Raw genomic sequence first — 12,113 nt, 5'->3', positions numbered from 1 at the left:
GCGCTTATCGCCTGTGGAGAACATCATTGAGTAAATTAGCCCAAGCTTGCCAGGGCAGCCTGAGTCGTGCCGTCTGGGTATTGCCTGCGTTGCTGGTCGCGTTCAATCCTGCTGCGCGCGCGGTGGATGTGCCGACTGCTGGCGCGGTGCAGCAACTCGAACGCCAGCAGATCGAACGGCTGCAACAGGAACGCCGTTTGCGCCAGCAACCGGTGAAGCCGGACATCAGCCTGCCGGCCGCACCCGCCGCCGAGGCGGCTTCAACGGTCAAGAACATCCAGGTCAAAACCTTCCGGCTGGATGAATCGGCCATCCTCGGCGCAGATGAAATTCGCGCGGTACTGGCGCCCTATGAAAACCAGACCCTGAGCCTGGCCGATCTGATGGGTGCGGTGGATGCCTTGAACGCTTTGTATCAGAGCAAGAACATGCCGACCGCGCGTGCCTTCCTGCCGCCGCAGGAAATTCGCGACGGTGTGGTCAACATCCGTCTGGTGGAAGCGCGGGTGGGGGCAATCACGCTGGGCGAAGCCGAGCAGATCAGCCCCGAATTCGTGACCGGGCGCATGAATCTGGCGAGGGGCGACCTGATGTCGGTGCACACGCTGGAAGAAGACCTCGTCCGCTTCAACCGACTGCACGAAGTGCAATTGCACGCCAGCGTGCAACCCGGCGCAACCGCCGGCACGACGGACTTGCTGTTGACCGCTACCGAGCCCCGTCGCTACCAGTATTCGGTGTTTGCCGATAATGCCGGGCGTTACACCGTCGGCGAGGAACGCCTGGGGTTCGTCGCGCGCGCCATGGGCTTGACCGGGCGAGGCGACAGCTTGCTGTTTTCCGCCTTCTTTAGCGAAGGCAGCGAGAGCTACTACCTGGGCTATTCGACGCCACTGACGGCTGACGATCTCAAACTCGATGTGTCCTACAACCGGGGCAGCATCGAGGTGGTGGAAGGCGCGTTCGTGCCGCTCGACGTGGGCGGCAGCTCCTCCGATCTCACCGTGGGGCTGACCCAGCCGCTGATCGTCAATGCGCAGGAATTGCTCAATCTCTATGGCCGCATGGCATCGAAAGAGTCGATCAGCGAATTCGGCAACGTCACCCAGCTGGATCTCGACCTGATGGTGTTGAGCGTGGGTATGTCAGGCGATCGCCAGCAACTGGATTCGGTCCTGACCTACGACCTGAACCTGAACCAGGGCGTGAAGTATCTGGGCGGCGAAGCCAGTTTTTTCGCCGTGCGCGCCAACGCGGCCTGGCTCGGCCGCTACGGCACCCGCTCGCAGCTGATCCTGCGCGGCGGCATGCAATATTCACCGACCGACCTGCTGCCCGCGTCGGAACAGTTCCAGCTCGGCGGCAGCGCCAGCGTGCGCGGTTACTCGGAAGGCCTGTTATCCGGCCGCAGCGGTTATCTGCTGAGCGCGGAATGGCGCTACGCGCTGCAGAATCTGGATCTCGGTCTGCCGCAGGGTCCCGACGCGCCGCTGTTCAGCGCGATAGCCTTCGTCGATCACGGCGGCGCCTTCCCCTACCGGCCGTCGCCGCTGGATGACGTGACCCAGCATGACTTCCTTACCGGCGCCGGCGTGGGCGTGTTGCTCGACTGGAAAAGCCGGGTGACCGGCCGCCTCGCCGTCGCCTGGCCGTTGACCGATAACCCGGCAGAGGCAGAGCAACGCAAACCCCGGCTGCACGCCGCGATTTCGTACAACTGGTTGTAATTCAGGCCGGCGGCTCGCCCATCAACGGCTTCATCGCCGTCAGCATGCTGTTGAAGATGCGCGGGTGTGACTTTTCCTGTTCGGCCAGCATCTGCTTCATCGCGTAGCGTTGCTGCGGCTTGGCGAAGCAGGCGGGGCAGTTCTCGAAGATCACCGGCAGGCCGGAATCGGCGGCGAAGGCGCGGGTCTGGCGTTCGCGCGCGTAGGCGAAGGGACGGATGAGGCGCAGGTCGCCGGCGTCGATCAGATAGTGCGGCGACATGGTCCGGAGCTTGCCGCCGAACAGCATCGACATCATCAGCGTCTCGGCGAGGTCGTCGAGATGGTGAGCCATGGCGACGACGTTGCAGCGCTGTTCGCGCGCCACGCGGTAGAGAATGCCGCGCCGCATGCGCGAGCAGTAGGCGCAGTAGGAATCCGAATCCTTGGTCAGCGTCTTCTGCGCTTCGACCATGATCGGCTGCGATTCCAGAAAGTAGGGCACGCCGAGTGCCGCCATGTAAGGCACGAGCGGCGCGGGATCGTACTGGTCGGACTGCGGGTCGACGGTGCACGCCAGCAACTCGAATTTCACCGGCGCCTTTTGCTGCAGGTGATGCAGCGTATGCAGCAGCGCAAGCGAATCCTTGCCGCCCGACAGGCCGAGCAGGATGCGGTCGCCCTCGCGGATCATGCGCCAGTCGCCGATGGCGCGGCCGGCGGCGGTGAGAAGCGAACGGGACGGCTTGACCCAGCCGGCGGGAATGTCTTGGCTCATGGGGCGGCGTGATTCATGATGTGGCGCGACTCATGCGGAAAATTGCAGGGCGTGAAGCTGGGCGTAACGGCCTTGCCGGCCGAGCAGTTCGGCGTGGTTGCCGATCTCGACGATGTGCCCGCCTTCCAGCACCACGATGCGGTCGGCGCGTTCGATGGTGGAGAGGCGATGTGCGATGACCAGCGTGGTGCGGTTTTCCATCAGGGTTTCCAGCGCGGCCTGCACGTGGCGTTCGGATTCGTTGTCGAGCGCCGAGGTAGCTTCGTCGAGGATCAGGATGGGGGCGTTTTTCAGAATGGCGCGGGCGATGGCGATGCGCTGGCGCTGACCGCCGGACAGGCGCATGCCGTTTTCGCCGATCAGGGTCTCGAGGCCGTCGGGCATCGCCTGGATGAAGTCCCAGGCGTGCGCGGCGATGCAGGCGGTGCGGATCTCGTCGGCCGTGGCGTCACGCTTGCTGCCGTAGGCGATGTTGTGGCCCAGCGTGTCGTTGAACAGCGTGACGTCCTGTGATACCAGCGCGATATGGCTGCGCAGGTTCTGCAGCGGAATGTCGCGGATGTCGTGGTCGTCGAGCGTGATGACGCCGGCATCGGGGTCGTAGAAACGCGGCACCAGATTCGCCAGCGTGGTCTTGCCGGAACCGGAAGCGCCGACCAGCGCGACGGTTTCGCCCGGCGCAATGTCGAGGCGGATGGCGTCGAGCGCGGGCACGTGCTTGCCGGGATAGCTGAGGCTGACGTCGTGGAACGCGAGGCGGCCTTCGATGCGGGTGAGCGTTCGCGTGCCGTGGTCGCGCTCGGCGTCCTGGTCGAGCATGGAAAAAATTGTTTCGGCGGCGGCGAGCCCGCGCTGCAGCTGGTCGTTGACCGCGGTCAGGCGCTTCAGCGGCGCGAACAGCAGCAGCATCGCCATGAAAAACGAGACAAAGCCGCCGACCGTGGTGGTGTTGCTCGATGCCTGCCCGGCGGCGATGTAGACGATGACCGCCAGTGCAATGGCGGCGATGAACTGGATTACCGGTTCGTACACGGCGTTGGCGGCGACGCGCTTCATTTCGTAGGCGCGCGCCAGGTTGGCGGCGCTGCGGAAGCGTTCCTGTTCGTAGGTTTCGCCGCCGTAGAGCTTGACCACGCGATGGCCGCCGACCGCCTCGTCCACCACCTGGGTCAGGTCGCCGATGTTCTGCTGCGCCTTGCGCGACAGCCCGCGCAGGCGCTTGCTCGCCAGGCGCACCACCCACAGCGTCAGCGGCACCAGTGCGAACACGATCAGCGTCAGGCGCCAGTTGAGCCACAGCAGGTAGCCGAGCAGACCCAGCACCGTCACCGTGTCGCGCACCAGCGTGGTGAGCGAACTGGTGGCCGACTGCGTGACCTGCGTCACGTTGAATGCCAGTTGTGCGATCAGCTGGCCGCTCGGATGCTGGTCGAAGTAGCGCGTCGGCAGGCTCATCAGTTTGTCGAACATGGCCGCCCGCAGGTCCATCACCAGACGGCTGCCCACCCACGCCATGCAGTAGGTGCTGACGAAGCTGGTGAGGCCGCGCACCACGAACAGCGCCAGCAGCAGCACCGGCACCCAGCGGATGAAAGCCTGGTCCTTGGCGACGAAGCCCTGGTCGAGCAATGGCTTGAACAGCGCGGGCAGCATCGGCTCGGTGGCCGCGGTGAGGATCAGCGCGACGAGGGACAGCGCGAACATGCGCCAGTGCGGTTTGACGTAGCCCAGCAGGCGGCCGTACAGGGCGCGGCTTTGGTCGCCATCGGTGCGGGTCGGTGCGGGCGTCATAGCAGCAGCAGCGTGGCCAGGCCGAGGAAGATGAAGAAGCCCATGCTGTCGGTGATGAAGGTGAGCAGCACCGACGAGCCGATCGCCGGGTCGCGCTTCACGCGTTCCAGCGTCATCGGGATGAAGATGCCGGCCAGCGCCGCTACCAGCAGATTGAGCAGCATCGCCAGCGCCATTACGCCGCCGAGCGCCGGGTTGTCGTACAGCAGCCAGGCGAACAGGCCGACCGCCGAGCCCCACATCAGGCCGTTCAGCAGGGCGACGCCGATTTCCTTCACTACCAGCCGTTTCGCGTTGGCCGGGGTGATGTGGCCGAGCGCTAGGCCGCGGATGATCAGGGTGATGGTCTGGTTGCCCGAGTTGCCGCCGATGCCGGCGATGATCGGCATCAGCGCCGCCAGCGCGGCGAGTTTTTCGATGCTGCCCTCGAACGCGCCAATGACCCGCGATGCGACGAAGGCGGTGCAAAGATTGATCGCCAGCCACATCCAGCGGTTTTTCGCGGCGTTCCAGACGGTGGAGAACAGGTCTTCCTCTTCTTTCAGACCGGCCATCGACAGCATGTCGGCATCCGCCGATTCGCGGATGTAGTCCACCACCGCATCGACGGTGAGTCGGCCGATCAGATGGCCATTGATATCGACCACCGGCGCCATCACCAAGTCGTAGCGTTCGAACGCCTGCGCGGCTTCGTGCGCTTCGTCCTCGGCGTGAAACTTGACGAAGTCCTCGACCATCACCGCCGCCACCGAGGCCTCGGGGTCGGTCGTCAGCAGGCGCTTCAGCGGCAGCACGCCGATCAGCAGTTCGCCCTGATCGACCACGAACAGCTTGTCGAGCTGGTCGGGTAGTTCGCCCAGCCGGCGCAGGTAGCGCAGCGCGACTTCCAGCGTCACGTCGGCGCGGATCGTCACCATCTCGTAATCCATCAGCGCACCCACCGTGTCCTCGGGGAAGGACAGCGCCGATTGCAGGCGCGCGCGCTTCTGCGCGTCCAGCGTGGTCAGCAGTTCCTGGATCACGTCGTGCGGCAGGTCGGCCGCGATGTCGGCGATCTCGTCGGTGTCGAGCGATTCGGCGGCGGCCAGCAGCTCCGCCTTGTCCATGGTCTGGATCAGCGACTCGCGAACCGAATCGGAGACTTCCAGCAGAATTTCGCCGTCGTTTTCCGCGCCGACCAGATCCCACACCAGCCGCCGTTCGACGAGCGGCAGCGCTTCCAGGATGTAGGCGATGTCGGCCGGGTGCAGGGTTTCCAGCTTGCGCTGCAGTTCGGCCAGATTCTGCTTGTGCACCAGGTTCTCGACCAGCGCCTGACGCGGCCCGCCCTGCTTGTGGACGAGCTCTTCCACCAGCCGCATCCGGGCGAGCAGCGACTGCACCTGGATCAGGTGCGTTTCCAGATTGTCCTGCGACTGGGTTTCGAGGGAATCGGTCATGGGGCGTATGGGCAAAAAGCCTCGCGATTGTAACGCGCCACGGCTTAGGGACGTTGGCGAATTCGCCGCGGGAAGCAGGTGGGACAATCGCGTTCTATAGTGTCCCGATGAGGATGCTGCCAACCCTACTCCTGCTTGCCTGCCTGCCCGCATACGGACGCGATCTGCCGCTGGACACGATCAAGCTGCCGGCGGGCTTTCGCATCACGATCTATGCCGACGCTGTGCCGGGGGCGCGCTCCATGGCGCTGGCGCCGGACGGCACGCTGTTTGTCGGCACCCGCGGCGACACGGTTTACGCCTTGCCCAATCGCAGCGGCGGCCCCAGGGCCGATGCTGTCCTGACCTTGCTGAAGGGCCTGGATACGCCCAACGGCGTGGCTTTTCGCGACGACGCGCTCTACGTGGCCGAGGTCGGCCGCATCCTGCGCTACGACCGCATCGTCGAGCGGTTGCGCAATCCCCCGAAACCGGTGGTGGTGAGCGACGCCTTTCCGCGCGACGCCCATCACGGCTGGAAATTCATCCGCTTTGGGCCGGACGGTCGCCTCTACGTGCCAGTGGCCGCGCCCTGCAATATCTGCGAACCGGATCCCGCCCGCTATGCGGCGATCTTCCGCCTCAAGCCGGACGGCAGCGCGCTGGAGCAATACGCGCGGGGCGTGCGCAACACGGTCGGCTTCGACTGGCATCCGCAGATCGGCGAACTGTGGTTCACCGACAACGGCCGTGACTGGCTGGGCAACGATGCGCCGCCCGACGAGTTGAACCGCGCGCCGCGCGCCGGCCTGCATTTCGGCTATCCCTACTGTCACGGAAAATCGATCGCCGACAGCGAATATGGCGGCAAGCGCGCCTGTGCCGAATTCACACCGCCGATGCGCGAACTGGGCGCCCACGTCGCGGCGCTGGGCATGCGTTTTTATAGCGGAACCCTGTTCCCCGAATCCTGGCGCGGCCGCGTTTTCATTGCCGAGCACGGTTCCTGGAACCGTATTCCACCGGCTGGCTATCGCCTGACCACGGCGCGCATCGAGGGCGGACGGGTGACGGCCTACGAGGTGTTCGCCGAGGGCTGGCTGAAAGGCCTCGCGGCCTGGGGGCGGCCCGCCGACGTACAGGTGATGCCGGACGGTGCGCTGCTGGTGTCGGACGACAAGGCGGGGGCGATTTACCGGATCAGCTACGGCAAATAAATGCCTGGCATGCCGGCGCAGAGTGCGGGCTAGTCCCAGCGATCGTCGCGCACTTCCACCCAGCCGCCGGCCACCCTCACCGGGAACACGGCCACCGCGCTGTAGGCTGGCGGCGCAGTGACGGCGCCGCTGCGCAGATTGAAGCGGGCGCCGTGGCGCGGACAGACGATTTCCTCGCCCTGCAATTCGCCGCTCGCCAGTTCGCCGCCGTCGTGGGTACAGGTGTCCTCGATCGCGCAGTAGTCGCCGCCGAGGTTGAATACCGCGACGGCTACGCCATCGACATCCGCCACGCAGCGCCTGCCGGGCGGCAGGTCGGTGACGCGTGCGACACGCACCCAGCCGGACATCACACCAGCCCGAGTTGCAGCCGCGCAGCTTCGCTCATGCGGCTTTGATCCCACGGCGGATCCCAGACGATTTCGACGTGGGCGGCGGTGACGCCGCTGACTTCCGCCACGGTCTGCTCGACCTGCGCGGGAAAGCTTTGCGCCACCGGGCAGCCGGGCGCGGTGAGCGTCATGTGGAGTTCGACGCGGCCGGCGGCATCGACATCGAGGTCGTAGATCAGGCCCAGGTCGTAGATGTTGACCGGCAGTTCGGGATCGAAAATCGTGCGCAGGGCGGCGATGACCTGCCGTTTCAGGCCGTGTTCGGCGCGTTTTTCGTCAATCGGTTTGGGCATGGCATTTGCCCCCTCTCCCGCCTGCGGGAGAGGGTTGGGGAGAGGGAGGGCGGAGCCCACCAGGCGGGCGAGATTGATCATGGCGGTGGCGCGGGCTGCGAGGGTTGCGGGCAGAACGGCGAGGGGCCTTCGGTGCATACCGTTTCGCTGTGCTGTTCGAGCGCGGCCTGCAGGGTATGCCAGGGCAGCGTCGCGCACTTTACCCGCATCGGGAATTCGTGCACGCCCTCAAGCACGCGCAACTTGCCCACGCCTTCTGCCGGGGCGTTTTCCGCCAGCATGTTGTGCACCCGATGGAACAGGCGGTCGACTTCATCCAGCGGTTTGCCGTGCACCGCTTCGGTCATCATCGAGGCGGAAGCCATGCAGATGGCGCAGCCGGCGCCTTCGAAGCCGATGTCCTCGATGGTGTCGTTCGCCACTTTCAGATGCACCTGGATTTCGTCGTTGCACAGCGGATTGAAACCGCGCGCATGGTGCGTGCTGCCCTGCGGATTCTTCGGGTAATGCCGTGGGTGGCGATTGTGTTCGAGGATGACCTCTTCGTAGAGGGTGCGCTGGTCGGCGTTCATGCGGTGTGCTCCTTGTTCGGCGCGGGCAGCGCGGCGGCCAGATGCGGTTCCAGCCAGTCGGCCAGCCCGCTGTCTTTCAGCAGGCCGAGCGCTTGTTCAACGAAGCCGCGCAGCAGCAGTGCGCGCGCGGTGTCGGCGTCGATGCCGCGACTGCGCAGGTAGAAGATTTCCGCCGGGTCGAGCTGGCCGACGGTTGCACCATGGCCGCATTTGACGTCGTCGGTATAGATTTCCAGCTGCGGCTTGACGTCGATTTCGGCGTGCGGCGACAGCAGCAGATTGCGGCTTGATTGCAGGGCGTCGGCCTTCCGGGCGCCGGGTTGAACCACCACGCGCGCGTCGAAAATGCCGCGTCCGCGGCCGTCTGCAATACCGCGCCAGGTCTGGCTACTACCGGTGTGCGGGGCGCGGTGATCGACGTGCAGGTGCTGGTCGATGTGGCGGCGTCCGGTGGCGATGAACACGCCGTCGAGTTGGCAGGTTGCGCCGGCTTCGTCCAGATGGACCCGGGTGTCGTGGCGCGCCACGCGTGCGCCCACATTGAGCGACAGGGCACGATAGCGGCTGTCGCGTGCCTGTTGCACCAGAGTCAGCCCGGTGTGGGTGGCGGCCGCGCTGTTTTCGTCGAGCTTGAGGTGGGTGAGCCGGGCGCCTTCGCCCAGCACGATCTCGGTCACGCTGTTGTGCCAGTAGGCGAGACCGGGTGCGCCCAGACACTGTTCCACCAGCACCGCCTCGGCGCCGGCTTCCAGCACGACGAGGTGGCGCAGATGCAGCATGGCGTCGGCTTCGCTGGTGCGGTGCACCATGAACAAGGGCGCCGATTTCCAGCCGGCAGGCACGTGCAGCAGCAGGCCGTCCTGCCATAGCGCGCTATTGATTTCAGCCAGTGCCGTATTGCCGGGAAAGGTGTCGGCCAGCTGACCGAGGTAGCGCACCACCAGGGCGGTATCGGCACGGTCGGCCAGGCTGTGCGCGTGGATCGATTGCGTATAGACATCCGTCAGGCGGCCATTGCCGTACTTCAATGCGATGCCCGGATAGTCCTCGCTGGTCCAGTCTTCCGCGGTGTGATGCGGGGCGTGCAATTCAGCCCGCTCCAGGAAATCGAGCGGGGTATATTTCCAGTCTTCGTCGCGCGGGCTCGGCAGTCCGTGGCTGAAAAAGCGCTCCAGCGCCACCTCGCGTGCCGCCAGCAGATGGGGCGAGCCGCCGGTCTGTTCGAGCGCCTGCCGGTAGAGGGTGGGGGTCATGGCCGTGCCTCCGTTTGCGGGCTGGATTCGGGCATCAACCAGCCGTAGCCGCGTTCTTCCAGCTCCAGCGCCAGACTGGCGTCGCCCGAACGCACGATGCGTCCGCCCGCCAGCACGTGCACCCGGTCGGGGACGATATAGTTCAGCAGACGCTGGTAGTGGGTAACCAGAATCACCGCGCGCCCCGGGTGCTTCAGCGCGTTGACGCCGTGGGCCACGGTTTTCAGCGCGTCGATGTCGAGGCCGGAATCGGTTTCGTCGAGGATGGCGAGGCGCGGTTCCAGCACCGCCATTTGCAGGATTTCGTTGCGCTTCTTCTCGCCGCCGGAGAAGCCTTCGTTGACCGCGCGGTAGAGAAAACTGTCGTCCATGCCGAGCAGTTCCAGCTTGCCCTTCACCGTGTCGAGAAAGTCCATCGCGTCGAGTTCGGTTTCATTGCGCGAGCGCCGCACGCTGTTCAAGGCGGTGCGCAGCAACTGCACGTTGGCGACGCCGGGAATCTCCAGCGGATACTGAAAGGCGAGGAACACCCCGGCGCGGGCGCGTTCCTCCGGCGCCAGCGCCAGCAGATCCCGGTCGAGATAGCGCACGCAGCCGGCGGTCACAACATAGCCCTCGCGCCCGGCCAGCACCTGGGCGAGCGTGCTCTTGCCCGAGCCGTTGGGGCCCATGATGGCGTGCACCTCGCCCGCTTTCACGTCGAGATCGATGCCGGCGAGGATGGGCTTGTCGCCAATGGATACATGCAGGTTTTCGATATGCAGCATGACGTTCTCCTTAGCCAATCGCCCCTTCCAGACTCACCGCCAGCAGCTTCTGCGCTTCCACCGCGAACTCCATCGGCAGCTCCTTGAACACTTCCTTGCAGAAGCCGTTGACGATCAGGTTCACCGCGTCTTCCTCGCTCAAGCCGCGGCTGCGCAGGTAGAACAGCTGGTCGTCGCCGATCTTGCTGGTGGTGGCTTCGTGTTCCACCGTGGCAGTCGGGTTCTTCACCTCGATATACGGAAAGGTGTGGGCGGCGCAGTGGTCGCTCATCAGCAGCGAATCGCACTGGGTGTGATTGCGCGCGTTGGCCGCGCCCGGCAACACCTTCACCAGGCCGCGATAGGCGTTGCTGCCGAAACCCGCTGAAATGCCTTTCGACACGATGGTGCTGCGGCTGTTCTTGCCGATGTGGATCATCTTGGTGCCGGTGTCGGCCTGCTGGCGATGGTTGGTCAGCGCCACCGAATAGAACTCGCCGACGCTGTCGTCGCCGCGCAGGATGCAGCTCGGGTACTTCCAGGTGATGGCCGATCCGGTCTCGACCTGGGTCCACGAAATGTGCGCGCGGTCGCCGCGGCAGTCGCCGCGCTTGGTCACGAAGTTGTAGATTCCGCCACGCCCCTCGCGGTCGCCGGGATACCAGTTCTGCACGGTGGAATACTTGATGCGGGCGTCCTTTAGCGCCACCAGTTCTACCACTGCCGCATGCAACTGGTTCTCGTCGCGCATCGGCGCAGTGCAGCCTTCCAGGTAGCTCACGCTCGCGCCTTCATCGGCGATGATGAGGGTGCGCTCGAACTGTCCGGAGTTCTTCGCGTTGATGCGGAAATAGGTCGACAGCTCCATCGGGCAACGCACGCCTTTGGGCACGTAGACAAACGAGCCATCGGTGAACACCGCCGAGTTGAGCGTAGCGAAATAGTTGTCGGTGTAGGGCACCACCGAGCCGAGGTATTCGCGCACCAGCCCGGAATGCTTCTGCACCGCTTCGGAGAACGGGCAGAAAATGATGCCCAGGCTCTCCAGCTTGTCCTTGAAGGTGGTGGCGACCGACACCGAGTCGAACACCGCGTCCACCGCCACGCCGGCCAGCGCTTCGCGTTCCTGCAGCGGGATGCCGAGCTTTTCGTAGGTGCGCAACAACTCCGGATCGACTTCGGACAGATTCTTCGGCTGCGTGCGCGTTTTCGGTGCGGCGTAATAGTGGATGGCCTGGTAGTCGATCGGCGGATGGTGCACGGTCGACCACGCTGGCTCGCGCAGCGTCAGCCAGTGGCGATAGGCCGTCAGCCGCCACTCCAGCATGAATTCGGGCTCGTTCTTCTTCGCCGAGATCAGGCGGATGACGTCTTCGTTCAGCCCCTTGGGCACCGTCTCTTGCTCGATATCGGTGACGAAGCCCCAGCGGTATTCGTCGGTGACGCGCTGCGCGACCTCGGGGTTGCGCGTTTCAGCGCGGCGGACTTCGGCATGGTTCATCGTGTTTTCTCCTGTAAACCCGGCATCCGGATCGACTGCATGCGCGGCAGCGCCATGTCGGCCAGACTGACCGCTTCCAGCGCCACCCGCACTGCGCGGCTGATCAGTTGCCAGTTGGCGCGCGTCGCGCAGTTTTTCTCCAGCGAACAGCTGCCCTTGCCGAGCGAACATTCCGTCAGCGCCACCGGGCCCTCGATCGCGCTCACCACATCGGCTACCGACACCGCACGCGGCGCGTGGGCCAGGCTATAGCCGCCCCCTGCACCGCGCATGCTGGTGAGCAGTCCAGCTTGCAATAGACGCTTCAATAGCTTGGACACGGTCGGCAGGGGCAAACCCAGCTCGTCGGACAGCTGTACTGCACTGAAACAGCGCGCCGGTTCGCGCGCCAGCCGCACCATCAACACGGTGGCGTAATCGGTGAGTTTGGCGATGCGCAACATGTC

Annotated in this window: 12 protein-coding genes; 2 read left to right on the top strand and 10 right to left on the bottom strand. The window is 65.1% G+C overall.

Translation table 11 applies throughout. The features are described 5' to 3' along the window. Positions 1–26: 26 nt before the first annotated feature. Entirely contained in the window at positions 27–1,727 is a 1,701-nt protein-coding gene (locus IV098_RS12235; RefSeq protein ID WP_296889462.1) for a ShlB/FhaC/HecB family hemolysin secretion/activation protein, read from the top strand. 1 nt (position 1,728) lies between these two features. Here the strand turns inward: IV098_RS12235 and IV098_RS12230 are convergent, their stop codons facing one another. Genes IV098_RS12230 through mgtE form a run of 3 tightly spaced genes read right to left on the bottom strand, consistent with a single transcriptional unit; the run spans position 1,729 to position 5,714 of the window. Then, positions 1,729–2,484: an ATP-binding protein gene (locus IV098_RS12230; RefSeq protein ID WP_296889460.1), complete on the bottom strand. Its 756-nt coding sequence runs from the start codon at positions 2,482–2,484 to the stop codon at positions 1,729–1,731. Positions 2,485–2,514: 30 nt separating this feature from the next. After that, a complete protein-coding gene (msbA, locus tag IV098_RS12225; protein ID WP_296889459.1) occupies positions 2,515–4,275 on the bottom strand; it encodes a lipid A export permease/ATP-binding protein MsbA in 1,761 nt (586 codons plus the stop codon). Further along, entirely contained in the window at positions 4,272–5,714 is a 1,443-nt protein-coding gene (gene mgtE / locus IV098_RS12220; RefSeq protein ID WP_296889458.1) for a magnesium transporter, read from the bottom strand. Before mgtE ends, msbA begins: the two co-directional genes overlap by 4 nt. 113 nt (positions 5,715–5,827) lie before the next feature. Here mgtE and IV098_RS12215 point away from each other — a divergent pair, with 113 nt between their 5' ends. Next, on the top strand, positions 5,828–6,910 hold the full coding sequence (locus tag IV098_RS12215) for a PQQ-dependent sugar dehydrogenase (RefSeq protein WP_296889457.1): 1,083 nt from the start codon (positions 5,828–5,830) through the stop codon (positions 6,908–6,910). A 29-nt stretch (positions 6,911–6,939) separates the two neighbouring features. On the opposite strand, the gene IV098_RS12210 is transcribed toward IV098_RS12215, so the two are convergent. The 7 genes from IV098_RS12210 to IV098_RS12180 all read right to left on the bottom strand — a co-directional run bounded on the left by IV098_RS12210 (position 6,940) and on the right by IV098_RS12180 (position 12,110). After that, a complete protein-coding gene (locus IV098_RS12210; RefSeq protein ID WP_296889456.1) occupies positions 6,940–7,260 on the bottom strand; it encodes a non-heme iron oxygenase ferredoxin subunit in 321 nt (106 codons plus the stop codon). Further along, positions 7,260–7,595 (bottom strand): SUF system Fe-S cluster assembly protein, encoded by a 336-nt coding sequence (locus IV098_RS12205; protein ID WP_296889455.1) that lies wholly within the window; start codon positions 7,593–7,595, stop codon positions 7,260–7,262. Before IV098_RS12205 ends, IV098_RS12210 begins: the two co-directional genes overlap by 1 nt. 77 nt (positions 7,596–7,672) lie before the next feature. Next, on the bottom strand, positions 7,673–8,167 hold the full coding sequence (sufU, locus tag IV098_RS12200; protein ID WP_296889453.1) for a Fe-S cluster assembly sulfur transfer protein SufU: 495 nt from the start codon (positions 8,165–8,167) through the stop codon (positions 7,673–7,675). Continuing rightward, on the bottom strand, positions 8,164–9,420 hold the full coding sequence (sufD, locus tag IV098_RS12195; RefSeq protein ID WP_296889452.1) for a Fe-S cluster assembly protein SufD: 1,257 nt from the start codon (positions 9,418–9,420) through the stop codon (positions 8,164–8,166). Before sufD ends, sufU begins: the two co-directional genes overlap by 4 nt. Further along, complete coding sequence (gene sufC, locus IV098_RS12190; RefSeq protein ID WP_296889451.1) at positions 9,417–10,187, bottom strand: Fe-S cluster assembly ATPase SufC; 771 nt, start codon at positions 10,185–10,187, stop codon at positions 9,417–9,419. Before sufC ends, sufD begins: the two co-directional genes overlap by 4 nt. A gap of 10 nt (positions 10,188–10,197) precedes the next feature. Further along, positions 10,198–11,667, bottom strand: a complete 1,470-nt coding sequence (sufB, locus tag IV098_RS12185) for a Fe-S cluster assembly protein SufB (protein ID WP_296889449.1) — start codon at positions 11,665–11,667, stop codon at positions 10,198–10,200. Further along, positions 11,664–12,110 carry an SUF system Fe-S cluster assembly regulator gene (locus IV098_RS12180; protein WP_296889448.1) on the bottom strand — a complete coding sequence of 149 codons (447 nt, stop codon included), beginning with the start codon at positions 12,108–12,110 and terminating at the stop codon, positions 11,664–11,666. The genes sufB and IV098_RS12180 overlap by 4 nt, the downstream gene beginning before the upstream one ends. Positions 12,111–12,113: the final 3 nt, after the last annotated feature.

This window comes from Thiobacillus sp., assembly GCF_018780105.1.
Taxonomy (GTDB): domain Bacteria; phylum Pseudomonadota; class Gammaproteobacteria; order Burkholderiales; family Thiobacillaceae; genus Thiobacillus.
This window is presented reverse-complemented; position numbering and strand designations above follow the sequence as displayed.

Excerpts from the sequence above, each read along its gene's own strand:
- sufD (WP_296889452.1), bottom strand. The coding sequence starts at position 9,420 with ATGACCCCCACCCTCTACCGGCAGGCGCTCGAACAGACCGGCGGCTCG.
- IV098_RS12210 (WP_296889456.1), bottom strand. The coding sequence starts at position 7,260 with ATGTCCGGCTGGGTGCGTGTCGCACGCGTCACCGACCTGCCGCCCGGC.
- IV098_RS12180 (WP_296889448.1), bottom strand. The coding sequence starts at position 12,110 with ATGTTGCGCATCGCCAAACTCACCGATTACGCCACCGTGTTGATGGTG.
- mgtE (WP_296889458.1), bottom strand. The coding sequence starts at position 5,714 with ATGACCGATTCCCTCGAAACCCAGTCGCAGGACAATCTGGAAACGCAC.
- IV098_RS12230 (WP_296889460.1), bottom strand. The coding sequence starts at position 2,484 with ATGAGCCAAGACATTCCCGCCGGCTGGGTCAAGCCGTCCCGTTCGCTT.
- sufC (WP_296889451.1), bottom strand. The coding sequence starts at position 10,187 with ATGCTGCATATCGAAAACCTGCATGTATCCATTGGCGACAAGCCCATC.
- IV098_RS12205 (WP_296889455.1), bottom strand. The coding sequence starts at position 7,595 with ATGCCCAAACCGATTGACGAAAAACGCGCCGAACACGGCCTGAAACGG.
- IV098_RS12215 (WP_296889457.1), top strand. The coding sequence starts at position 5,828 with ATGCTGCCAACCCTACTCCTGCTTGCCTGCCTGCCCGCATACGGACGC.
- sufB (WP_296889449.1), bottom strand. The coding sequence starts at position 11,667 with ATGAACCATGCCGAAGTCCGCCGCGCTGAAACGCGCAACCCCGAGGTC.
- msbA (WP_296889459.1), bottom strand. The coding sequence starts at position 4,275 with ATGACGCCCGCACCGACCCGCACCGATGGCGACCAAAGCCGCGCCCTG.
- sufU (WP_296889453.1), bottom strand. The coding sequence starts at position 8,167 with ATGAACGCCGACCAGCGCACCCTCTACGAAGAGGTCATCCTCGAACAC.